This is a genomic window from Streptomyces sp. NPDC029169 (assembly GCF_055563935.1).
This window is the reverse complement of record NZ_JBVHXA010000011.1, coordinates 150647-171836: the sequence shown is the minus strand read 5'-3', so window position 1 is coordinate 171836 and position 21190 is coordinate 150647. Positions and strand designations below refer to the sequence as shown.

The 21190-nt window shown below is 71.1% G+C and carries 19 protein-coding genes and 1 pseudogene; 7 read left to right on the top strand and 13 right to left on the bottom strand.

Features of this window, described 5'->3' with window-relative positions; all coding sequences use genetic code 11:
* The first annotated feature begins 84 nt into the window (after window positions 1-84).
* The 3 genes from ACZ4VI_RS21715 (at window position 85) to ACZ4VI_RS21705 (ending at window position 3349) form a co-directional block, all read left to right on the top strand.
* On the top strand, window positions 85-1368 hold the full coding sequence (locus ACZ4VI_RS21715; protein WP_468001415.1) for an MFS transporter: 1284 nt from the start codon (window positions 85-87) through the stop codon (window positions 1366-1368).
* A complete protein-coding gene (locus ACZ4VI_RS21710) occupies window positions 1365-1943 on the top strand; it encodes an RBBP9/YdeN family alpha/beta hydrolase (RefSeq protein ID WP_468001413.1) in 579 nt (192 codons plus the stop codon). Before ACZ4VI_RS21715 ends, ACZ4VI_RS21710 begins: the two co-directional genes overlap by 4 nt.
* Window positions 1944-2635: 692 nt before the next feature.
* Window positions 2636-3349, top strand: coding sequence for a hypothetical protein (locus ACZ4VI_RS21705; RefSeq protein WP_468001411.1), 714 nt, complete (start codon window positions 2636-2638; stop codon window positions 3347-3349).
* A gap of 76 nt (window positions 3350-3425) precedes the next feature.
* Here ACZ4VI_RS21705 and ACZ4VI_RS21700 read toward each other — a convergent pair whose 3' ends face one another.
* The 4 genes from ACZ4VI_RS21700 to ACZ4VI_RS21685 are packed head-to-tail and all read right to left on the bottom strand — an operon-like array spanning window position 3426 to window position 7010.
* Window positions 3426-4631 (bottom strand): ABC transporter permease, encoded by a 1206-nt coding sequence (locus ACZ4VI_RS21700; RefSeq protein ID WP_468001409.1) that lies wholly within the window; start codon window positions 4629-4631, stop codon window positions 3426-3428.
* The gene (locus ACZ4VI_RS21695) at window positions 4628-5335 is read right to left on the bottom strand and encodes an ABC transporter ATP-binding protein (protein WP_468001407.1); all 708 of its coding nucleotides are present in this window, start codon (window positions 5333-5335) and stop codon (window positions 4628-4630) included. Before ACZ4VI_RS21695 ends, ACZ4VI_RS21700 begins: the two co-directional genes overlap by 4 nt.
* Complete coding sequence (locus ACZ4VI_RS21690; RefSeq protein WP_468001405.1) at window positions 5332-6480, bottom strand: peptidoglycan-binding protein; 1149 nt, start codon at window positions 6478-6480, stop codon at window positions 5332-5334. Before ACZ4VI_RS21690 ends, ACZ4VI_RS21695 begins: the two co-directional genes overlap by 4 nt.
* Window positions 6477-7010, bottom strand: coding sequence for a hypothetical protein (locus ACZ4VI_RS21685; RefSeq protein ID WP_468001403.1), 534 nt, complete (start codon window positions 7008-7010; stop codon window positions 6477-6479). The genes ACZ4VI_RS21690 and ACZ4VI_RS21685 overlap by 4 nt, the downstream gene beginning before the upstream one ends.
* A gap of 218 nt (window positions 7011-7228) precedes the next feature.
* On the opposite strand from ACZ4VI_RS21685, the gene ACZ4VI_RS21680 reads away from it, so the two are divergent.
* Both ACZ4VI_RS21680 and ACZ4VI_RS21675 read left to right on the top strand, forming a co-directional pair.
* On the top strand, window positions 7229-7885 hold the full coding sequence (locus tag ACZ4VI_RS21680) for a response regulator transcription factor (RefSeq protein ID WP_468001401.1): 657 nt from the start codon (window positions 7229-7231) through the stop codon (window positions 7883-7885).
* Entirely contained in the window at window positions 7882-9108 is a 1227-nt protein-coding gene (locus ACZ4VI_RS21675; RefSeq protein ID WP_468001399.1) for a sensor histidine kinase, read from the top strand. Before ACZ4VI_RS21680 ends, ACZ4VI_RS21675 begins: the two co-directional genes overlap by 4 nt.
* A gap of 30 nt (window positions 9109-9138) precedes the next feature.
* On the opposite strand, the pseudogene ACZ4VI_RS21670 reads toward ACZ4VI_RS21675, so the two are convergent.
* From ACZ4VI_RS21670 to ACZ4VI_RS21660, 3 genes and pseudogenes are all read right to left on the bottom strand, one after another.
* A pseudogene (locus ACZ4VI_RS21670) lies at window positions 9139-9423 on the bottom strand (Sua5 family C-terminal domain-containing protein); the annotation flags it as partial.
* Between the two features lie 321 nt (window positions 9424-9744).
* Window positions 9745-11073 (bottom strand): class I SAM-dependent RNA methyltransferase, encoded by a 1329-nt coding sequence (locus ACZ4VI_RS21665; RefSeq protein WP_468001397.1) that lies wholly within the window; start codon window positions 11071-11073, stop codon window positions 9745-9747.
* Window positions 11074-11134: 61 nt separating this feature from the next.
* Window positions 11135-13186: an APC family permease gene (locus ACZ4VI_RS21660; RefSeq protein ID WP_468001395.1), complete on the bottom strand. Its 2052-nt coding sequence runs from the start codon at window positions 13184-13186 to the stop codon at window positions 11135-11137.
* Between the two features lie 234 nt (window positions 13187-13420).
* Between ACZ4VI_RS21660 and ACZ4VI_RS21655 the strand changes: the two genes are divergently transcribed.
* Both ACZ4VI_RS21655 and ACZ4VI_RS21650 read left to right on the top strand, forming a co-directional pair.
* On the top strand, window positions 13421-14089 hold the full coding sequence (locus ACZ4VI_RS21655) for a potassium channel family protein (RefSeq protein WP_468001394.1): 669 nt from the start codon (window positions 13421-13423) through the stop codon (window positions 14087-14089).
* Window positions 14089-14772: a potassium channel family protein gene (locus ACZ4VI_RS21650; RefSeq protein ID WP_468001392.1), complete on the top strand. Its 684-nt coding sequence runs from the start codon at window positions 14089-14091 to the stop codon at window positions 14770-14772. Before ACZ4VI_RS21655 ends, ACZ4VI_RS21650 begins: the two co-directional genes overlap by 1 nt.
* Before the next feature lie 167 nt (window positions 14773-14939).
* Here ACZ4VI_RS21650 and ACZ4VI_RS21645 read toward each other — a convergent pair whose 3' ends face one another.
* The 6 genes from ACZ4VI_RS21645 to ACZ4VI_RS21620 all read right to left on the bottom strand — a co-directional run bounded on the left by ACZ4VI_RS21645 (window position 14940) and on the right by ACZ4VI_RS21620 (window position 21189).
* A complete protein-coding gene (locus tag ACZ4VI_RS21645) occupies window positions 14940-15695 on the bottom strand; it encodes a DUF3159 domain-containing protein (RefSeq protein ID WP_468001390.1) in 756 nt (251 codons plus the stop codon).
* A gap of 3 nt (window positions 15696-15698) precedes the next feature.
* Complete coding sequence (locus tag ACZ4VI_RS21640; protein ID WP_329114953.1) at window positions 15699-16097, bottom strand: OB-fold nucleic acid binding domain-containing protein; 399 nt, start codon at window positions 16095-16097, stop codon at window positions 15699-15701.
* A gap of 44 nt (window positions 16098-16141) precedes the next feature.
* A complete protein-coding gene (locus tag ACZ4VI_RS21635; RefSeq protein WP_468001388.1) occupies window positions 16142-16825 on the bottom strand; it encodes a response regulator in 684 nt (227 codons plus the stop codon).
* A 54-nt stretch (window positions 16826-16879) separates the two neighbouring features.
* Window positions 16880-19432 carry a DUF4118 domain-containing protein gene (locus ACZ4VI_RS21630; protein WP_468001386.1) on the bottom strand — a complete coding sequence of 851 codons (2553 nt, stop codon included), beginning with the start codon at window positions 19430-19432 and terminating at the stop codon, window positions 16880-16882.
* A 116-nt stretch (window positions 19433-19548) separates the two neighbouring features.
* The gene (locus ACZ4VI_RS21625; RefSeq protein ID WP_468001384.1) at window positions 19549-20283 is read right to left on the bottom strand and encodes an ABC transporter ATP-binding protein; all 735 of its coding nucleotides are present in this window, start codon (window positions 20281-20283) and stop codon (window positions 19549-19551) included.
* A 144-nt stretch (window positions 20284-20427) separates the two neighbouring features.
* On the bottom strand, window positions 20428-21189 hold the full coding sequence (locus tag ACZ4VI_RS21620) for a DUF3710 domain-containing protein (RefSeq protein WP_468001382.1): 762 nt from the start codon (window positions 21187-21189) through the stop codon (window positions 20428-20430).
* Window position 21190 lies beyond the last annotated feature (1 nt).

Below are 21190 nucleotides of genomic sequence, written 5' to 3'. Positions count from 1 at the left end.
GCAGTTGAGGTGATGACAATGGGGCTTCTCACCACTGCGGCACCCGCCCCGGGCAGAACCGGTTCCGGTTCCTCGGAGTGGCCCGTGTCCCGGCGCTACGCCTGGGTCGTCTTTGCACTGAGTTTCGGACTCCTGCTCTCGGACTACATGTCCCGGCAGGTCCTCAACGCCGTCTTCCCGATGCTGAAGGCCGACTGGCTGCTCTCGGACGCCCGACTGGGCTCCCTCAGCGGCATCGTGGCGCTGATGGTCGGTCTGCTCACCTTCCCCCTCTCGCTGCTGGCCGACCGATGGGGCAGGGTGAAGTCCCTGGTCCTCGCGGCGACCATGTGGAGCCTGGCGACGCTCGGCTGCGCGGTGGCGGCGAGCTACGGCCAGATGTTCATCGGCCGGCTCTTCGTCGGCATCGGTGAAGCCGCTTACGGCAGTGTCGGCATCGCCGTGGTCCTCAGCGTCTTCCCGGTCGCCCTGCGGGCCACCCTGTCCGGCGCCTTCATCGCCGGCGGGGCCTTCGGCTCGGTCCTGGGCATATCCATCGGCGGCGCCGTGGCCCAGGCATACGGCTGGCGCTGGGCGTTCGGCGTGATGGGCGTCTTCGGCCTGGTGCTCGCGGGCGTCTACGCCGTCGTGGTCACGGAGAAGCGGCTGGCACCGAGGCAGGATCCGGCCGAGGGCGAGGCCGGCACCGACGCGCCTGCCCGTCTCCGCGCGCTCCTCCCGCGGCTGTTCTCCTCCGTCTCGGTGATCAGCGCCTACATAGGCAGCGGTCTGCAACTGTTCATCGCGGGCGCCCTGATCGCCTGGCTGCCCAGCTACTTCAACCGCTACTACGACATGCCCACCGCGAAGGCCGGCGCGACCGCGGGGCTCTTCGCCCTGGTGATCGGAATCGGCATGATCGCCGGCGGAATCGCCTCGGACCGGATCAGCCGGCGCGCCCCGATCCGCAAGTGGGCCGTCGCCATCAGCTGCAGCGTGGGCTCCCTCGTCCTGCTGACGACCGCGTTCCGCCTGCCGGCAGGCCCGATGCAGCTGCTGGTGCTGGCGCTCGGAGCCCTGCTGTGCGCCGGAACGGCCGGGCCGGCGGCCGCCATGGTGGCGAACCTGACCCCCGCGGCCATCGCCGCGACGGCGTTCGCCACGCTCACCCTGGCCAACAGCCTGCTCGGACTGGCCCCCGGCCCCGCGGTCACGGGGATGCTCGCGGACCGGCTCGGTCTGCTCGGCGCGCTCCAGCTCGTCCCGCTCGTGGCGATCGCGGCCACAGCGGCCTTCCTGATCGGCCGCCGCGCCTACGACCGAGATCTACGCCGGCTGACCGAGCTCGCCGCGGTGACGGAGCCGACGGAATCGGAGGTGTCCTCATGAGCCGTACCACCGAGCCGGTGGTCGTGATCGTCCCTGGCCTGCGCGACCACGTCGAGGAGCACTGGCAGACCCTGCTGGCGAACCGGCTCACCAAGGCCGGGCGCACGGTCCGCACCGTTCCCCCACTCACGCAGGACCAGCTCAGCTGCGAGGCCCGCGTGGCCGCACTGGACAAGGTGATAGCCGAGATCGCGGCGCCCGTGGTGCTGGTCGCGCACAGCGCCGGTGTGATCATCACGGTCCACTGGTCCCAGTGGCACGAGGCCCAGGTGCGCGGGGCGCTGCTCGTGACGCCGCCGGACTTCGAGCAACCGTTGCCGGCGGGCTACCCCACCCCCGAGGTGCTCGATGAGAACGGCTGGACACCGGTGCCCCGCTCGCCGCTGCCCTTCCCCAGCATCGTCGCGGCCAGCTCCAACGACCCCCTGGGCACCATCGAGCGCGTCACCGAGCTGGCCCGGAACTGGGGCGGCCGCCTCGTGGAACTCGGCGAGGTCGGCCACCTCAACCCAGCCTCGGGCCACGGCTCGTGGCCACGCGCGGAAGAACTGCTCCGCGAGCTCGAACAAGGCTGATCCCCTGTGCGACCCCCGCGAAAGGCAACGATGAACACCGGCACCGACCTGCTGTGGTCACCCGGTCGCCGCGAGTTGGAGGACTCCAACGTCGCGTGCTTCATGGAATGGCTGAGCGAGGTGCGGGGGCTGCACTTCTCCGACTACGCCGAGCTGTGGCGGTGGAGCTCCACTACCTGCCCGGCTTCTGGTCGGCGATATGGGAGTTCTACGGACTGACGCGGTCACCCGGTACGACGAGGTGCTCAGCGATGCGTCAATGCCGGGCGCGTCTGGTTTCCCGGGGGAACCCGGCAATATGCGGAACACCGCAGGTGACCCGCCAGTCCGGGGACGGACCACGTGTTCTCGTGGGCCGCGTGCGGGCACCCATCGTTGACCGAGCAGTACGACCCACGACGGAACTGCGCAGCGAGGGCCGACTGTTCGCAGACCGGCTCCGGTCGAACGGCGGATCGGTAACGCCCGGGAAACGTCGTCTCGGTTCGAATGGCCGCGGCGGGTCACCGTGGCCCGCCGCGGCCATCAAGTCCGCATCGTGATCGCGAGGTTTCGCCGTGCGTTCAGCCAGTCGTCCACAAATGTCGCGAAGGTCCCTGCTCGCTGCCGGTACCGCCTTGGGGCTGTCCTGTCTGGCGTCGGTGCCTGCGGCTGCCGTGCCGAAGCTCCGGGACCCGGCCGGCGGGCACCTTGTGCTTGATTACCGACCCAGTCAGCCCACCGGCTGGCCGGAGACGCCGGGCAAACCGATCGGGACTCTGGGCGGGCACATCGCCTCCAAGGACTTCACCTTCAACGGTGTCCCGCACCGCGTCGGCCTCCTCCTCTCCGGGCAGGACGCGGCCTCCACCGATCCCCTCTACGAGGCCGTTCCCTCGGACCCGGCCGTTGCGTTCGAGCAGACCCTCGCCGCTGCGTTCGGCGCGCACTACGCGTTCCGCTACGTGGGCGGCCTCCGGGGGCAGAGGGAGTTCCGCGTCCAGTCGTACAGCGTCTTCGCCACGGAGGCGACCGAGGGGCAGCCGGGCACCACGTTCGGGGGCGGGCTGTACGTCGTGTACGACCCCGACACGCGCGCCGGCGATCCGGGCATCCACGAGACCCTGCGCTGGATCCAGGTGGTCCGTCAGTCGGGGACCGTTGAGAACCGGCACGAGGTCGACAACATCGGCAGGGCGAACCCCTTCTACATGGACGGCGGGCTGACCTCGATCCATGGCACCGCGGTCTGCAACTTCCACGACACCTCGCAGATCTCGTTCGATGGCACGGTGGACCTCGACGAGGAGTTCCTGGCCGAGACCTTCCTGACGCACGACACCGGGACCAAGGACCGGTCGGGGCGGGGCATCGTGCACGTTCTCGGCGGGATCAGGTGGGGATGGCGGGTGCGCCGGGTGGAGTGACCGCCCCCGCACCGCCTCCGGCCTGCCGCTTCGCTCCACGCGAGGCGGCAGGCCGCTTTGGCTGGTCCATGGCCGGTCAGGGGGCGGCCAGGGCCTCCGTGGGCGAGAGCCGGGAGGCGCGGACGGCCGGGTAGAGGCCGGCCAGGCTGCCGATGGCGAGGGTGGCAGCGATACAGCCGAGGACCGCCCACGGGGGTATCACCGCGGGCCAGTCCTGGGAGAGGGCGTACCCGATGGTTACGACAGCCCCCAGAAGTGCGCCGCTCGCCCCACCCAGCGCGGACAGCAGCAGGGATTCGGCGAGGAACTGGCTGCGGATGTGTCCCCGGGTGGCGCCCAGGGAGCGACGCAGGCCGATCTCGGCGCGGCGCTCCAGGACCGAGATGACCATCGTGTTGGCCACGCCGACGCCGCCGACGAGCAGAGCCACCGCGCCAAGGCCGAGGAGAAGGCCGGTGAAAGCCTTGCTCGCGGCCTGTTTGGCGACCAGGGCGTCGGAAGGCCGGGAGACCTTGACCTCGTTCGGCGCCTGGGGGTTGGCGGTGGCGCCGAGGACGGACCTCACCGCTTCCACGTCGGCGTCCGTGCTGCGCACGTAGACGCGGGTGGGCCGGCCGTCGAAGCCCAGCACGGTCTCGGCGGCCTGCCAGCCCACGAGGGCCGCGGAGTCCAACTCCGGGGCGAGGGGGACCGGTTCGAGGACCCCGATGACGGTGAACCACCGCCCCCCGATCAGTACGCGGGTGTCCGGGCGGGCGGCGCCGACGCCCAGCCGCTCGGCGGCTTCGGTTCCGAGCACGGTCGATGGATACCTGCCGGTCGCCGCGTTGAGCCAGGTGCCACTGCGCAGCCCGGCCCCGGTGGCGGCGGGGAGGCTCGTCCGTACCGCGTACGTGGTGATGCCGCCGTTCTCGGTCTCGGGGATCTTCTCGGTGCGGAAGACGTCGGCATCGGGGAGCTTGCCGATGGCCGATGTGGAGGTCACCGGCCGGATGCGCGAGATCATCCCTTCCGCCGTGGTCGGGAGTCGGGCCGTGCCACCGGTCAGGGTGTCGCCCGGGGCCACGGTGAGCAGGTTGGTCCCGAGCATGGCCAGGGTGCGGTCGAGCTCGGCACGGGAGGACGAGGAGACCCCGACCACGGCGACCATCGCGGCGATGCCGATGGCGATCCCCAGGGCGGAGAGCACGGCGCGCGTCGGGCGGGTCCGCAGGCCCACGGCGCCGACCCTGACCACGTCGCCGGTCCTCATCCGGGCCGGCCGCAGGACGTCGGAGGTCATCGACTCACCTCCATTACCGGGGCCTCTTTCGGCGCTTCCTGTCGGCACACGTCGTCGATGACGCGGCCGTCGCGCATACGCACCTGGCGGGGCAAGGACGCGGCGAGCTCCCGGTCGTGGGTGATGATCACGACGGTGGTGCCGGAGGAGTGGAGTTCGCGCAGGAGCCGCATCACCGTCCGCCCGGACACCGAGTCCAGTGCGCCGGTCGGTTCGTCGGCGAGCAGCAGCGCCGGGTCGCCGGCCACCGCGCGGGCGATGGCGACGCGCTGGCGCTCGCCGCCCGACAGCTCGTGCGGGTGGTGGTCCATGCGGTGGCCGAGGCCCACGCGTTCGAGCACCTTCGCCGCGCGACGCCTGCGCTCCGCCGGCCGAAGACCGCGGTAGAGGAGTCCGTCGGCCACGTTGTCCAGGGCCGATGTGCCGACGGAGAGGTGGAACTGCTGGAAGACGAACCCGATCCGGGAGGCGCGCAGGGCAGACAGCTCCGTGTCGGACAGTGCTCCGACGTCGTGGCCGGCGACGTGTACGCGACCGGTGGTGGGGCGGTCCAGGGTGCCGAGCAGGTTCAGCATCGTCGACTTGCCGGAGCCGGAGGGGCCGACGACGGCGGCGAGCTCACCGGGGCCGATGGTCAGGGAGACCCCGTCGAGGGCGGTCACTGCGCCGGGGTAGGTCTTGCTCACATTCATGAGGGTGATCACTTGGGCATCCCCACCGTGGCGCCCTGGGAGATGCCGCTGCCGGAGATCTCGACCCGGCCGTCGGCGAACAGCCCGGTGGTGACGGGGACGTACGTCGAGGTCGTCCCCCGCACCAGTTCCACCCCGAAGCCGCCCTCGGCGAGGGCGAGCAGGGCGGCGACGGGCACGGTGAGGACATCCTTGCGGGTGTCCGCGGTGAAGGTCACGTGGACGCCGGCCTCGTCGTACGACTGGACGGCCTCGCGGGCCCGGGCGTCCGTCAGCCCGACAACCACCTTGATCTTCGTCTCCGCCTCCTTCTGCCCCTCGGCGGGCTTGGACACGGTGGAGAGCTCGACGATCGTGCCCTGGACCGCGACGCCGTCCGGGAGCGTGACCTGGACGGTGGTGCCCTGCTTGGCCAACCGCTGGTCAGAGACGTCCAGCTCCGCCGTGACGGCCTTGGCCGTGCCGGTGTACGAGAGCAGCTTCTGGCCCGGTGCTGTCTGGTCCCCCGGCTCCCCCTCCAGGCCCGTGACACGCATCGCACCGGCGGTGAAGACGACGCGGCCGAGCTCCACGGTCCCGGTCTTCTTCAGGCCGAGGTCGCCCTGCCACCTCCGTACGGCTTTCGCCGTGGCGTCGGTGTACTCCTCGTCGGGCGTGAACCCGGTGTAGCCGAGCGCGGCGAGGTTCTCCTCCAGTTGCCTGACGTCGGGTCCCTCGGAGCCCTTCGCCAAGGCGCGGTAGGCCGGGAGCGATCCGTACAGCACCACGACGGGCTGGTTGTCCACCGTGTACAGGGCCTCGCCGCGGGTGATCTCCGTGCCCGGCCTGGGCAGTCGGGTGAGCGTGCCGGGAAGTCGGCCGACCGTGGTCCGTTCCGTACCGTGACCGAGCCGGCCGTCGGCGCTCCTGGTGTCCTTGAGCGTCTGCCGGAGCACTTCGGCCGTCGCCGGGGGCAGCCCGTTCGCCGCTTTTCCTCCGGCCGTGCCGCTGCCGTTCTGGGTGAGGACGACCGCCGTGCCCGCGCCGACCGCGGCCAGGGCGAGGACGGCGGCCGTCATCTTCGTGGCGCGTCGCGTACGGTGTCGCCTACGGCCGCCCTGGGGCGGCGGGTCCGTCTGCTGCTCGCCGAAGGGCTCATCGGAGTGCGCGACCGTCACTGGGCGCTCCCCGCCTGCTCGCGCTCGCCCTGGGCGCCGCCGCACTTCTTCCAGGCGTTCTCGAAGTCGGGGTCCTCGGCCTGTGCGGGGCCGATGTCGATGCCCTGGCCCTCCTTGGGATCGGCGAAGTCCGCCACACCGTTCTCGCGCATGCACCGCGCGAGGTCGAGCATGGCCTTGCGGTCCTCGGAGTCGTTCTGGTCCGCCGGTGCCGGCGGCGCGACCGAGCGGCACGCCTCGATGGCCTTGTCGGCCTTGTCCCTGTTCGAGCCGTCGATGGAGAGCCCGATGCCCTGACCGGGCTTGGGGTCCGCCAGGTCCAGGCCCTGCTGCCGCAGGCACCGCGCGTACCTCACGTTCATCTCGTCCCGGCTCAGGCCGGGAGCGGCGCTGCTCGTCGCGCTGTTGGTGCCGCCGTTCGCGGAGGCCACCCCGGCGCCGTCGGCCCCGGAGCCGCATGCGGTGAGTGTCAGGGCCAGGGCGGCCATAGGCAGGACCGCGAGCAGGGCGGGGGTTCGTGTACGGGGCATGTGAGGCGTCTCCTTGCCGATGGGCCGGCGGGGTGCCGGCCGACGGAAGGGATGCAACTCCCGGTGCCGTTGCCTCACTGTTTCCCCGTCGGGACCGGCGACTTCGAAGACGCCGTAGACGACCCTTTACGGGAAGGAAACGGCCCCTTGGACGACGATGACCATGAGAAGCCACAGCCCGCTGGACGGGCGGGGCCGTGACGGAAGGACGACAACGGATGAGGCTCCTGGTGGCGGAGGACGAGCGGCTGCTCGCCGACGCGATCGCGGAATGGCTCCGGCAGGAGACCCACGCGGTCGACGTCGCGTACGACGGCGCCGCGGCACTGGAGCGGGCCGGCGTCAACGACTACGACGTCATCATCCTGGACCGGGACCTTCCTCTGCTGCACGGAGACGACGTGTGCGCTCACCTCGTCGCGTCCGGCAGCCAGGCACGGCTGCTGATGCTGACCGCGGCCGGCGAGGTCACGGACCGCGTCGCCGGGCTCTCCCTCGGCGCCGACGACTATCTCACCAAGCCCTTCGCCTTCCCCGAGCTCGCCGCCCGGGTCCTCGCACTCGGCCGGCGCTCCCGCCCCGCCGCGCCACCCGTGCTCCGCCGCCGCGGCATCACACTGGACCCGGCGCGGCGTGAGGTGTTCCGGGACAGCCGCTACGTACCGCTGGCGAAGAAGGAGTTCGCCGTCCTGACCGAGCTGCTGCGCGCCGACGGTGCGGCCGTCCTCACCGAACACCTGCTGGAGAAGGCGTGGGACGAGCACACCGACCCCTTCACCGGGGCGGTCCGCCTCACCGTGCTCAAGCTCCGCCGCAAACTCGGCGACCCGCCGGTCATCGAGACCATCACGGGCGTGGGGTACCGGATCCCATGAAGAAACGCCGTATCGCCCCACGCGCCCGGCTCACCCCACGCGCCCGGCTCACCCTGCGCGCCCGGCTCACCCTGGTCTACGGAGGGTTGTTCTTCGCCGCGGGCATCGTCCTGCTCGGCGTCACCTACGTCCTGTTCGCCCAGCAGCTCGACCGTGGCGGGAACCTCAGCGTCCATTCCGACTCCAGCGGTGCCTCGGCCTCCTCCCGGCAGGCCATTCCTTCGGACAGCCTCAACTGGGTGGCCGACGAGCAGAAGAGACTGCACGACGCCGCCACCGCCTCGCTCATCACCCAGGGCAGCATCGCGCTGACCCTGGTCGGCGGCGTCGCCGCGGGCTTCGGCTGGCTCATCGCCGGCCGGGTCCTGGCCCCGCTGCACCGGGTCACCGACACCGCCCGCCGCATCGCGACCGCACGGGCCGCTGACCGCGGTCTGCAGGAGCGCATCGCGCTCGACGGCCGCGACGACGAGGTGAAGGACCTCGCCGATAGCTTCGACCTCATGGTCGAACGGCTCGACCGCTCCTTCGACGGCCAGCGCCGTTTCGTCGCCAACGCCTCCCACGAACTTCGCACCCCGCTGACCGTGGGCCGCGCGCTCGTCGAACTGGCCATGCACCGCAGGACCGCCTCCCCTGACATGAAACGGCTCGGTGAGGACCTCCTCGAGATCAACGACCGGCACGAGCGGCTCATCAGCGGACTGCTGCTGCTGGCCGGGGCCGAGAACCACGTCCCCGAGCGGCAGAGCGTCGACCTCGCGGACGTGGTCACCCATGTGACGGCCCAGAGGGCTGCCGAGGCCGACAAGGCCGGGATCACCCTGCATGAAGAAGCCGGCCCGGCGCCCACCACCGGAGACGCTCTGCTTCTCGAACGGGTCGTCCAGAACCTCGTGGAGAACGGCATCCGCCACAACACCGGCGACGGCGGGTGGGTACGAGTCACGAGCCGCACCCTTGAGGACGGCCGGGCCGAGATCGAAGTGAGCAACACCGGCCCCGAGGTACCGCCCTACGAGGTCCCTACCCTGTTCGAGCCGTTCCGCCGCCTCGGCACCGAGCGCCTCGTCACCGCCAAGGGCGCCGGCCTCGGCCTGTCGATCGTCCGCTCGGTCGCCCGCGCCCACGGCGGCGAGGTCACCGCCTTCCCCCGTCCCGACGGCGGCCTGACGGTCACCGTGACCCTGCTCCACGAGAGAAGGCATCCTCCGCAAGGCTGACCAAGCGCACTCGCCGACGCGTTCCATCGTTCACCCGCTCCTGGCCTCGGAGGGCCGGGGCCCCGCGGCGCGGCGGAGCCGGTTGGCGATCGCGAGTCCCAGCCCCTCCTCCGCCGGCAAGGACGCGATGATGAGGTCGCAGCCCCGCTGGTCGAGTTCGCGCAGGAACCCGTACAGCCCGCGTGCGTAGGCGGCCGGCGAACCGGGGACCGCCACCACGGCGTGCGCCTTCACCGTAGCGTCGGCGAAGGAGGCAGGCAGAAACACGCCCACGTTGTGCCCCAGCTCCTGCGCCATCTCGGCCTCGGAGACGATCTTCTGCCCGAACGCCGTGACGACAGGAAGCCGATCCGAAGCTGGGGCACCCACCCGCCACACCATGGCCGGTGTCGCACCAGCGCGGCATCTCCTGCCATCGGGGCGGGACTACAGGACGCACTCGGCCCGAACTGACGGCCATTCAGATCGAGCGTCAAGCGAGCGTCACGACTGCGGGATGCCCAGCCGCCTTGTCACCGACAGCTCGCACGGCCACGCCCGAAAGCCCAGGTCAACGACCATCGCCCGGCTTCACCCGTGGGCATTCCGGAAACAGGTGAAGGTGCACCCCCGATGAGCCTCCCTCTCCACAAAACGTCAGACGCCCTTGGCTGCTGGCTCAAGGATGGCCACGCACTCCACATGGTGCGTCATCGGGAACAGGTCGAACGCCCGGAGCGTCCGGACCCGGTAGCCGCCCTCCCTGAAGTACGCGATGTCGCGGGCCAGGGCCGCCGGGTCGCAGGCCACGTAGGCGATCCTTCGGGCACCCAGGCCCGCGAGGTGCTTGACCGTCTGCTTGCCTGCGCCTGCGCGGGGCGGGTCCAGGACGATCAGGTCCACCTCGGTGATCCGGGTGCGCGGGAGGACCGTTTCGACCTTGCCCTGTTCGATGCGGACGCGCTCGTAGTCCTGGAGGTTGTGGCGGGCGTCCTCGACCGCGCGCTTGCCGGACTCGATGCCCAGGACCGCGCCCTGGTCGCCCACGCGGTCGGCGATCGCGCCCGCGAAGAGGCCGACGCCGCAGTAGAGGTCCAGGGCCGTGTCGCCCTTGCGGGGCATCAGGCCCTGCATCACGGCGAGGACCAGCGTCTGCGCGGCCTTCGGGTGGACCTGCCAGAAGCCGCCGTTGCCGACGCGGTACGTGCGGTCGTCGGCGCGCTCGCGGACGAAGGGGCGGCCGTGGACGCGGTGGACGCCGCCGTCCTTCTCGTCCACGCGGAGTACCGAGACCGGCTTGTCGAGCTCGACGAGGGGGAGGCGGGCGCCCGGTCGCGGGGTCAGGATCACCTGGCGGTCGCCCGAGCCCGAGGCCGCGATCGCCTCGATCGAGGCCATGCCCTCCCAGGTGCGCTTCTCGATGCCGAGTTCCGTGACACCCGGCGCCGCGATCATGCAGTGGTCGATCACCTCGACCTCGTGCGAGCGGTGGCGCCGCAGGCCCGCGTGGCCCTCGGCATCCACCGCGTACTGGACACGGGTGCGCCACTGCGGGACCTCGCCCGCCGGCAGCTTGTCGCCCTCGGCCGGCATCACGGTGCCGTCCCAGCCGGCCTCCTCGGGGGTGAGCCCGGCCAGGCGCTGGAGCTGTTCGGCGATGACCTCGCCCTTGAGGCGGCGCTGGGCGCCCGGCTTGGCGTGCTGCCAGTCGCAGCCGCCGCACTTGCCCGGGCCCGCGAACGGGCAGGGGGCTTCCACCCGGTCCTTGGAGGCCTCGAGGATCGTCACCGCGTCCGCGCGCAGGAAGCGGGACGTCTCCTCGCCCTCCGTCACCCTGGCCACCACGCGCTCGCCCGGCAGCGCGTGCCGGACGAAGAGGACCCGGCCGCCCTCCGTACGCGCGATGCAGTGGCCGCCGTGGGCCACGGGGCCGACCTCGACCTCGTACTCTTCCCCGACCAACGAAGGAACAGGTGCGTTCTGCATGACGGGGTGACTCCAGAAAAAGAGAGAGGTGGGCTGCCGCTTGCGGCAGCAGCCCACCAGTCTACGTGTCCTTTCCGGCCGGTTCCTTCGTGCGCTTCTCGACCGGACCGCGGCGCACCGATCCCGGCGCGTTCCACTCCTGGCGCTTCCTGGCCCGCACCTTGGCGGCCTCGGAGGATCGGAGCTGGTACGGGACCGAGGTGACCATCACGCCCGGGGTGAAGAGCAGGCGGCCCTTGAGCCGCAGGGCGCTCTGGTTGTGCAGCAGATGCTCGTACCAGTGGCCGACGACGTACTCCGGGATGTAGACGGAGACGGCGTCCCGCGGGCTCTCGCGGCGGATGTTCTTCACGTAGTCGATGACCGGCCGGGTGATCTCGCGGTACGGGGAGTCGAGGATCTTGAGCGGGACGTTGATGCCGCGCCGCTCCCACTCCTCCTTGAGCGCCTTGGTCTCGGCCGGGTCGACGTTGACGCTCAGCGCCTCCAGCTCGTGGGCGTGCAGCAGCTTGGCGTACGCGAGGGCGCGCAGCGTCGGCTTGTGCAGCTTGGAGACGAGGACGACGGAGCGGACGCGCGAGGGGCGCACGTACTCGTCGGGACGCTCCTCGGCGGCGGCGATCTCGTCCGCGACCGAGTCGTAGTGGCGGCGGATCGCGGTCATCGTCCCGTAGAAGATCACCATGCCGAGCAGCGCGACCCAGGCGCCGTGCGTGAACTTGGTGGCGAGGACGACGACCAGGACCAGGCCGGTGAAGAACGCGCCGAAGGTGTTGATCGCGCGGGAGCGGATCATGTGGCGGCGCTTGGCCGGGTCCCTCTCGGTCTTCAGGTGCCGGTTCCAGTGCCGGACCATGCCGGTCTGGCTGAGCGTGAAGGAGACGAAGACGCCGACGATGTACAGCTGGATCAGCTTCGTCGAGTCGGCCCCGTAGACCCACACGAGCAGCATGGCGGCGCCCGCGAGGAGCACGATGCCGTTGGAGAAGGTGAGCCGGTCGCCGCGGGTGTGCAGCTGGCGCGGCAGGTACCGGTCCTGGGCGAGGATCGAGCCGAGGAGCGGGAAGCCGTTGTACGCCGTGTTGGCGGCCAGGAAGAGGACGAGCGCCGTGGCCGCGGCGAGCAGGACGAAGAAGAACGTTCCGTCGCCGAAGACGGCGGCGGCGACCTGGGAGATGACCGGGTCCTGGACGTAGCCCTCGCCGACCGGCTGCCCGTTGTTCAGCAGGTCGTGGGCGGGGTTCTCGGCCATCCGTACGTCGGTGGCCATGGCCAGGCCGATGATGCCGCAGAACATGGTGACGGCCAGGCCGCCCATGAGGAGCAGCGTGGTGGCGGCGTTCTTCGACTTCGGCTTGCGGAAGGCGGGGACGCCGTTGGAGATCGCCTCGACGCCGGTGAGGGCGGCACAGCCGGAGGAGAAGGCGCGGAGCAGCAGGAAGAGCAGCGCGAAGCCGGCCAGCCCCTCCTGCTCGGCCTTGATCTCGAAGTCGGCGGTCGGCGCCTTCATGGTCTCGTCGAGGACGATCCCCTGGTACGCGCCCCAGGCGATCATGATGAAGACGCCGGCGACGAAGACGTATGTCGGGATGGCGAAGAGGCTGCCCGACTCCTTCACCCCGCGCAGGTTCATCAGCGTGAGGAGCAGGATGACGGCGACCGCGCAGAGAACCTTGTTCTCGACGACGAACGGGACGGCCGAGCCCAGGTTCTCGATTCCCGAGGAGATCGAGACGGCGACGGTCAGGACGTAGTCGACGAGCAGGGCGCTGGCGACGGTCAGTCCGGCCTTCGGGCCGAGGTTGGTGTTGGCGACCTCGTAGTCGCCGCCGCCGCTCGGGTAGGCGTGGACGTTCTGCCGGTAGGAGGCGACGACCGTGAACATCAGGATGACGACGGCGAGCGCGATCCACGGGCTGAAGTGGTATGCCGACAGACCCGCGATCGACAGGACGAGCAGCACCTCGCCGGGTGCGTACGCCACCGAGGACAGCGGGTCGGAGGCGAAGACGGGAAGGGCGATGCGCTTCGGGAGGAGGGTCTCGCCGAGCTTGTCGCTCCGCAGAGCCCGTCCGATCAAGATCCGTTTGGGCAGGTCGGTCAGTTTGGGCACGGAGAGGATCGTAAGCGTTCGAAAAGCGCCATGCTCACCGCGACCCCCAATCCGCACGGAATCTCCGTGGCTGCCACCTCGGATGAGGTCCCGCCCAGGGTTGCCGCATAAGCTCGGATCGGGCAGCACGGCAGGGCGCTGTCCGCCATGGCCCGGGCCAGTCGGGTGAGGAAAGTTGTGAGCAGGGTGTATTCGCAGGTCAGCAAGACGATCAGGAGTGCGGGGTAAGGGGACGTGCACATCGTCATCATGGGCTGCGGGCGAGTGGGAGCCGCTCTCGCGCAGACCCTGGAGCAGCAGGGGCACACCGTCGCCGTCGTGGACCAGGATCCGACGGCTTTCCGCCGTCTCGGCTCGGGTTTCGGCGGGCGCCGTGTCACGGGCGTCGGCTTCGATCAGGACACGCTGCGCGAGGCGGGGATCGAGGAGGCCGGTGCCTTCGCCGCGGTGAGCAGCGGCGACAACTCGAACATCATCGCGGCGCGGGTCGCGCGCGAGATGTTCGGCATCGAGAACGTGGCGGCCCGGATCTACGACCCGCGGCGGGCCGAGGTCTACCAGCGTCTCGGCATCCCGACGGTCGCGACGGTCCGCTGGACCGCCGACCAGATGCTGCGGCGCCTGCTGCCGTCGGGCGCGGAGCCGCTGTGGACCGACCCGAGCGGCGGGGTGCAGCTCGCCGAGGTGCACACCTCCGCGGCGTGGATCGGCCACAAGATCAGCAGGCTGCAGGACGAGACGGGGGTGCGCGTGGCGTTCCTCACCCGGCTGGGCGAGGCGGTCATCCCCTCCTCCCAGACCGTGCTGCAGGAGGGCGACCTCGTGCACGTGATGATGCGTACGGACGAGATCGACAAGGTCGAGGCGGCCTTCGCCGAGGGTCCTGAGGAAGGCGGTCACTGATGCGTGTCGCTATTGCGGGCGCGGGCGCGGTGGGCCGTTCCATCGCGGGCGAGCTCCTGGAGAACGGGCACGAGGTGCTGCTGGTCGACAAGGCGCCGACCGCCATCTCGGTGGAGCGGGTGCCGCAGGCGGAGTGGCTGCTGGCCGACGCCTGTGAGATCACCTCGCTGGACGAGGCGGCGCTGCAGCGCTGCAACGTGGTCATCGCGGCCACCGGCGACGACAAGGTGAACCTGGTCGTCTCGCTGCTCGCGAAGACCGAGTACGGCGTTCCGCGTGTCGTGGCCCGGGTGAACAACCCGAAGAACGAGTGGCTCTTCAACGAGTCCTGGGGCGTGGACGTCGCCGTGTCGACGCCGCGTCTGATGTCGGCCCTGGTGGAGGAGGCGGTGAGCGTCGGCGACCTGGTCCGGCTGCTGCGCTTCAGCCACGGCGACGCGAACCTGGTGGAGCTGACGCTTCCGCCGGAGTCGGCGATCGCGGGTACGCAGGTGGGCGATGTGGCCTGGCCGCAGGACACCTCCCTGGTGACGATCATCCGCGGCTCGCGGGTCCTGACCCCGAGCCCGGAGGAGACCCTGGAGGCGGGCGACGAGCTCCTCTTCGTGGCCGCCCAGGCGCGCGAGGAGCAGCTGGAGGACCTGCTGTCGGTCCGCCGCGACGAGGGCGCGTCGGCGAGCTGACGCTCGCGCACGCCGATGCGAAGGGGCCGGGACCTCCCAGGTCCCGGCCCCTCGCACGCGGCTCTGCGCGCCGACCCGGCGATGGCCGGCGCCACGTAGGCCGCGCGGGCGGCCGTACGGCGAAGGGGCCGGGACCTCCCAGGTCCCGGCCCCCTTCCTCGTACCGCTTACGACTCCGGCTGCCGCGCCGCCGCCTCCTTGCGGGCCTTCTCGGCCGCCTCCTCCGCCTCCATCTCGGCGAAGACGTCGATCGGCGGCGGGGCCTTCGCCAGGAAGACCCACGTCAGGTACACCGCGAGCAGGAAGGGCGGGATCTTCAGCGCGACCAGGACCCAGCCGAACTTGGTCGTGTCGGCCCACCAGTACATCGGGAAGAGGATCGCGCACTTGCCGAGCAGGATCAGGCCCCACGCCCAGCTCGCCTTGGCGTACGCCTTCTTGCGGCCGGGGTTACGGGTCCGCCAGGAGAGGTTCTCCTTGAAGACCGGGCCGAGGATGAGGCCGATCAGCGGGACGCCCGCGAGCGTGGTGATGATGTACGCGAGGGCGAGGCCCAGCGTGTACAGCATGCCCGGCAGGTAGAAGTCCTTGGCGTTGCCCGTCATCATCGCGAAGATCACGCCGAACGCGACGCCGAAGACGCCGCTGAAGGCGTGCTTGACGGTGTCCCGGCGGATCAGCCGGACGGCGACGAGCACCAGGGAGACCGCGAGCGCCGCGATCGCCGAGATGTGCAGGTCCTTGTTGATCGTGTAGATCGTGACGAAGAGCAGTCCGGGCAGGACCGTCTCGATCATGCCCCGCAGGCCGCCGAAGGCCTCGAACAGCGCGGCCTCGGTGACCTCCTTCGAGGCCTGGCGTTCCTGGGCGCCCTGGCTGTCCCGGGCGTCCTGATCCGTCGTCGGCTTGTCGAGCGACGTCACCGGCTACTCCTGTCCGAGCGGTCGGAGCTCGTATTTGGGGTTGAAGAGGACCCGCCGGCCGTGGCTCATGGAGATCCGGCCGGAGGCGATCAGCTTGCGGCCCGGCTCGATGCCCACGATGGACCGCCGGCCCAGCCACACCACGTCCAGCGGGGCCGTGCCGTCGAACAGCTCGGCCTCGAGGGCGGGCACACCCGCCCGCGGGCGCAGCGTGACCGTGCGCAAGGTACCAGTCACCTTGACTATCTGGCGGTCGGAGCAGTCGCAGATGCGTGTGCAGCCCGACGCCTCGGCGTCCTCCTGGAGCTCTTCGGACTCCAGCTCCTCCTGCGAGGTGGACAGCCGGTCGAGCATCCGGCGGAAGCGTCCGGCCGGCTTCTCTGTACGCGGTGCAGCACTCATACAGAAAGCGTACCGGCCTCCACCGACACGGGAACCGACCCGGATCAGTGCTCGAAGCGGTAGCCCATGCCCGGTTCGGTGACGAAGTGCCGCGGGTGCGAGGGGTCGGCCTCCAGCTTGCGCCGCAGCTGTGCCATGTACACCCGCAGGTAGTTGGTCTCCGTGCCGTACGACGGGCCCCAGACCTCCTGGAGGAGCTGCTTCTGGCTCACCAGGCGCCCGCTGTTGCGGACGAGCACCTCGAGCAGGTGCCACTCGGTGGGCGTGAGGCGGACGTCCCGCCCGTCCCGGTGGACCTTCTTCGCCGCCAGGTCGACCGTGAAGCCCTCCGTCTCGACCGTGACGACGCCGTCGTCGCCGCCGACCGGCTCGGCCCTGCGGACGGCGGCGCGCAGCCGGGCCAGGAGCTCGTCCATCCCGAACGGCTTGGTGACGTAGTCGTCGGCTCCGGCGTCGAGCGCCTCGACCTTCTCGTCGGAGGTCTGCCGTGCCGAGAGCACCAGGATCGGCACCCGGGTCCAACCGCGCAGGCCCTTGATGACCTCGACACCGTCGAGGTCCGGCAGGCCGAGGTCGAGGACGACCACGTCGGGATGGCGTTCGGCGGCGAGCCGAAGGGCGGTGGCGCCGTCGGGCGCCGCGTCCACCTCGTACTTGCGCGCCTTGAGGTTGATCACCAGCGCGCGGACGATCTGCGGCTCGTCGTCGACGACGAGAACCCGGGTCATCGAAGGCTTCCTTCTCTCTCTTCGTACGTCTGGAAGAACGGGGAGACGGTGCGGTCACGTGGTCACCCGGCCGGCGGGCAGGTCGGCGGCAGCCGGTGGCGACAGCTGTCCCGTCACGGCCTTGAGGGTGAGCGTCATCGTCAGGCCGCCACCGGGCGTGTCCTCGGCCGCCAGCGTGCCCCCCATGGCCTCGACGAAGCCACGGGCGACCGCGAGACCGAGACCGACGCCGGAGCCGCGCGGGGCGTCGCCGAAGCGCTGGAACGGCTCGAAGATGCCCTCCTTGCTCTCGTCCGGGACTCCGGGCCCGCGGTCCACGACACGCAGCTCGACCCGGTCGCCCAGGGCGCTGGCGGAGACGGTCACGGGCAGCGTGTCCGGACTGTATTTCACCGCGTTCTCGACGATGTTGGCGACGGCCCGCTCCAGGAGCCCCTTGTCGACGTCGACCATCGGCAGGGTCTCGGGGATGTCCAGCTCGGCGCTGCCGTCGGGCACGCCGCCGAGCGCCATGGGGACGACCTCGTCCAGGTCGATCGGGCGGATCAGCGGGGTGACGGTGCCGGTCTGCAGCCGGGACATGTCGAGGAGGTTGCCCACCAGGTGATCGAGCCGGTCGGCGCCCTCCTCGATGCCCGCGAGCAGCTCCGCCCGGTCCTCGTCCGACCACTCGACGTCGTCGGAGCGGAGGGAGGAGACGGAGGCCTTGATGCCGGCGAGCGGGGTACGGAGGTCATGGCTGACGGCCGCGAGGAGGGAGGTGCGGATCTTGTTGCCCTCGGCGAGCTTGCGGGCCTGCTCGGCCTCCCCGACGAGCCGCTGGCGGTCCAGGACGACCGCGGCCTGGGCGGCGAAGGCGCCGAGCACGCGCCGGTCCTCGGCCGGCAGGACGCGGCCGGTCAGAGCGAGCGCCAGATGCTCGCCGACGGGCATGTCCACGTCCGCGTCCTCGGGGCGGGTGACCGGGCGCTGCCCGACGCTCGCCGCGCAGGTCCACGGCTCGACGTCGCTCTCGCGTTCGAGGAGGGCGACCGACTCCATGGAGAAGGTCTCCCGGACGCGTTCGAGCAGGGCCTCCAGGCTGGACTCGCCGCGCAGCACGCTCCCGGCGAGGTAGGACAGCACCTCGGACTCGGCGCGCAGCCGGGCGGCCTGGTGGGTGCGCCGGGCGGCGAGGTCGACCACCGAGGCCACGGCCACGGCGACGCCGAAGAAGACGGCGATCGCGACGATGTTCTTCGGGTCGGCGATCGTCAGCTGGTGCACCGGTGGAGTGAAGTACCAGTTCAGCAGGAACGAGCCGAAGGCGACCGACGCGAGCGCCGGCTGGAGCCCGCCGAGCAGGGCCGAGGCGACGGTCAGCGCCAGGAACAGCAGCATGTCGTTGGCGAGGCCGAGATCGGCGTCGATGTGGGTGAGGAGCAGGGTCAGCAGGGCCGGGCCCGCGATCCCGGCCAGCCAGCCCCAGATGATCCGGGAGCGGCCGAGCCGGGCGCCCCGGGCGACGGGCAGTCCGCGGCCCTTGGCGACCTCCTCGTGGGTGACGATGTGGACGTCGAGGTCGGGGCCGGACTCGCGGGCGACGGTCTGGCCGACGCCGGGGCCGAACATGTACTGCCAGGTCTTGCGGCGGCTGGAGCCGAGGACGATCTGGGTGGCGTTGACGCCCCGTGCGAACTCCAGGAGGCCGGAGGGAATGTCGTCGCCTATGACGTGATGGAACGTTCCGCCCAGGTCCTCGACGAGGGTCCGCTGGACGGCGAGCTCCTTCGGCGAGGCGGAGGTCAGGCCGTCGCTGCGGGCGATGTAGACGGCGAGCACCTCACCGCCCGCGCCCTTCTCGGCCAGGCGCGCAGCGCGCCGTATCAGGGTGCGGCCCTCGGGGCCGCCGGTGAGGCCGACGACGATCCGCTCGCGGGCCTGCCAGGTGGAGCGGATGCCGTGTTCGCCCCGGTACTGCTGGAGGTACTCGTCCACGCGGTCGGCGGTCCAGAGCAGCGCCAGCTCGCGCAGGGCGGTCAGGTTGCCGGGGCGGAAGTAGTTGGCGAGGGAGGCGTCGATCCGGTCCGGCTTGTAGATGTTCCCGTGGGCCATGCGGCGGCGCAGCGCCTGGGGAGACATGTCGACGAGTTCGATCTGGTCGGCACGGCGCACGACCTCGTCGGGGACGGTCTCCTTCTGGCGTACGCCGGTGATCGACTCGACCACGTCGCCCAGGGATTCGAGGTGCTGGATGTTGACGGTCGATATGACGTCGATCCCGCCGGCGAGCAGCTCCTCGACGTCCTGCCATCGCTTGGAGTTGCGGGAGCCCGGCACGTTCGTGTGGGCCAGCTCGTCCACGAGCGCGACGGCCGGCTTCCGCGCCAGGACCGCGTCGACGTCCATCTCGGTGAAGGCCGTGCCCCGGTACTGGAGCGTGCCGCGCGGCACCTGCTCCAGGCCGTGCAGCATGACCTCCGTACGCGGACGGTCATGGTGCTCGACGAAGGCGACGACGCAGTCGGTGCCCCGCTCGACACGGCGGTGCCCCTCGGAGAGCATCGCGTACGTCTTGCCGACGCCCGGTGCCGCGCCGAGGTAGATCCGTAGCCTGCCGCGTCTCATGCGAAGACCTTACGTCCAGAGAATCGGACATTCCGCACCGGAGGGAAGGCCGACGAGCCGTATTGACGGGATTCTGACGGGTCCCGGGCGGCGTCACATCGCGTGCTCGGGCCGCGTCACCCCACGTGTTCGGTGATCTCGCCGTCGCTCAGTTCCAGCACCCGGTCCGCGAGGCCCAGGAGCTGGGCGTCGTGCGTGGCCACCAGGGCCGTGACGCCCTCGCTGCGGACCACCGCGCGCAGCAGCTCCATCACGGCGAGGCCGGTCTCGGCGTCGAGCTGGCCCGTCGGCTCGTCGGCGATCAGGAGGGCCGGCTTGTTGGCGAGGGCCCGGGCGATGGCGACGCGCTGCTGCTGGCCGCCGGAGAGCTCGCCTGGCCGCTGGGCCGCGTGGTCGGCGAGGCCGACCAGGGCGAGGAGGAGGGCGACCCGCTCCTCGCGCTCCTTCGGGTCGGCCCTGCGCAGCCGCAGCGGCACGCCCACGTTCTCCGCGGCGGTCAGGATCGGGATGAGTCCGAAGGACTGGAAGACGAAGCCGATACGGTCCCGGCGCAGTTCCAGGAGCCCGCTCTCGCCGAGCTCCGCGAGGTCCGTCCCGTCGATGGTGATCCGGCCGCCGTCGGGGCTGTCCAGGCCGCCGACCAGGTTGAGCAGGGTGGTCTTGCCGGAGCCCGAGCGGCCCTTGAGCGCGACGAGCTCGCCGCGCGGGACGTCGAAGGAGACCCCGCGCAGGGCGTGGACGGCCGCCGCACCCGTACCGTACGAGCGGCGCAGGTTCTCGACGCGGACCATGGGCGCCCCGGACGGGTCCTTGGCCACCGCCGTGCCGGACCGCGCGCTGCTCTCACTCATCCCCGTGCTCCCCCTCGCCGAACGTGTGCGCCCGTCAGTATGTGCCGCCCGGGGGCCGCCCGGCCAGGGTCCGGACGCACCGGTGGGCCGTATTCCGGACAAGCTGTCCGGAATACGGCCCACCGTGATGACAGAGGACCAGGGTCAGCGGACCTCGGTGATCTCCGGTCCGCGCTGGAGCTGGCCCATGCCTCCGCCGAAGCGGGAGCCCTCCTGCTCCTCCTGCTGCACGCCGTCCGGCACCATCTGCGCGTCGTTGGGCAGCTTGAGGACGATCGGGTCGCGCGGGGCCATGGGGCCCTCGCCCCGGACCACCACGGTGTCCCGGACGATCTGCTCCAGCAGACCGGCGGCCTCCGGCTGCACCGCGCCCTGGCCGGAGATCACTCCGCGCAGGAACCAGCGCGGGCCGTCGACGCCCACGAAGCGCACCAGCTGCACACCGCCGGTGCCGTCCGGCAGCTGCACCGGGACCTGGGCCCGCAGCTCCCAGCCCAGCGGGCCCTCGACCTCGTCGATGACACCGCCCTGCTGGGTGATGCCGGAGGCGATCTCCTCGCGGACCTCGCCCCAGATGCCTTCCTTCTTCGGCGCGGCGAAGGCCTGCAGCTGTACCGCGCTGTCGCGCAGCACGACGGTGGCCGCGACGATCGCGTCGCCCGCCACCTCGACCCGGAGCTCCATGCCCTCGACTCCGGGCACGAACATGCCGCCGAGGTCCACGCGGCCCTCCTCGGGCTTGGAGACCTCGGAGATGTCCCACGGCCCGTCCGGCCGGGGCGCCGGCGGAAGGTTCACCCGACGCCGCGCGCCTGCCGTGTCCTCAGCGTCGACCTCGTCGACGACCTGCTCGGCCTCGCCCGCTGCGTCCTCAGCGGCACCGCTCTTCTTGCGACGTCCGAACACG

Bases quoted from the DNA above. Each gene is read 5' to 3' on its own strand.
- ACZ4VI_RS21710 (WP_468001413.1), top strand. From the start codon at position 1,365: ATGAGCCGTACCACCGAGCCGGTGGTCGTGATCGTCCCTGGCCTGCGC.
- ACZ4VI_RS21700 (WP_468001409.1), bottom strand. From the start codon at position 4,631: ATGACCTCCGACGTCCTGCGGCCGGCCCGGATGAGGACCGGCGACGTG.
- ACZ4VI_RS21685 (WP_468001403.1), bottom strand. From the start codon at position 7,010: ATGCCCCGTACACGAACCCCCGCCCTGCTCGCGGTCCTGCCTATGGCC.
- ACZ4VI_RS21680 (WP_468001401.1), top strand. From the start codon at position 7,229: ATGAGGCTCCTGGTGGCGGAGGACGAGCGGCTGCTCGCCGACGCGATC.
- ACZ4VI_RS21675 (WP_468001399.1), top strand. From the start codon at position 7,882: ATGAAGAAACGCCGTATCGCCCCACGCGCCCGGCTCACCCCACGCGCC.
- ACZ4VI_RS21665 (WP_468001397.1), bottom strand. From the start codon at position 11,073: ATGCAGAACGCACCTGTTCCTTCGTTGGTCGGGGAAGAGTACGAGGTC.
- ACZ4VI_RS21650 (WP_468001392.1), top strand. From the start codon at position 14,089: ATGCGTGTCGCTATTGCGGGCGCGGGCGCGGTGGGCCGTTCCATCGCG.
- ACZ4VI_RS21640 (WP_329114953.1), bottom strand. From the start codon at position 16,097: ATGAGTGCTGCACCGCGTACAGAGAAGCCGGCCGGACGCTTCCGCCGG.
- ACZ4VI_RS21635 (WP_468001388.1), bottom strand. From the start codon at position 16,825: ATGACCCGGGTTCTCGTCGTCGACGACGAGCCGCAGATCGTCCGCGCG.
- ACZ4VI_RS21630 (WP_468001386.1), bottom strand. From the start codon at position 19,432: ATGAGACGCGGCAGGCTACGGATCTACCTCGGCGCGGCACCGGGCGTC.
- ACZ4VI_RS21625 (WP_468001384.1), bottom strand. From the start codon at position 20,283: ATGAGTGAGAGCAGCGCGCGGTCCGGCACGGCGGTGGCCAAGGACCCG.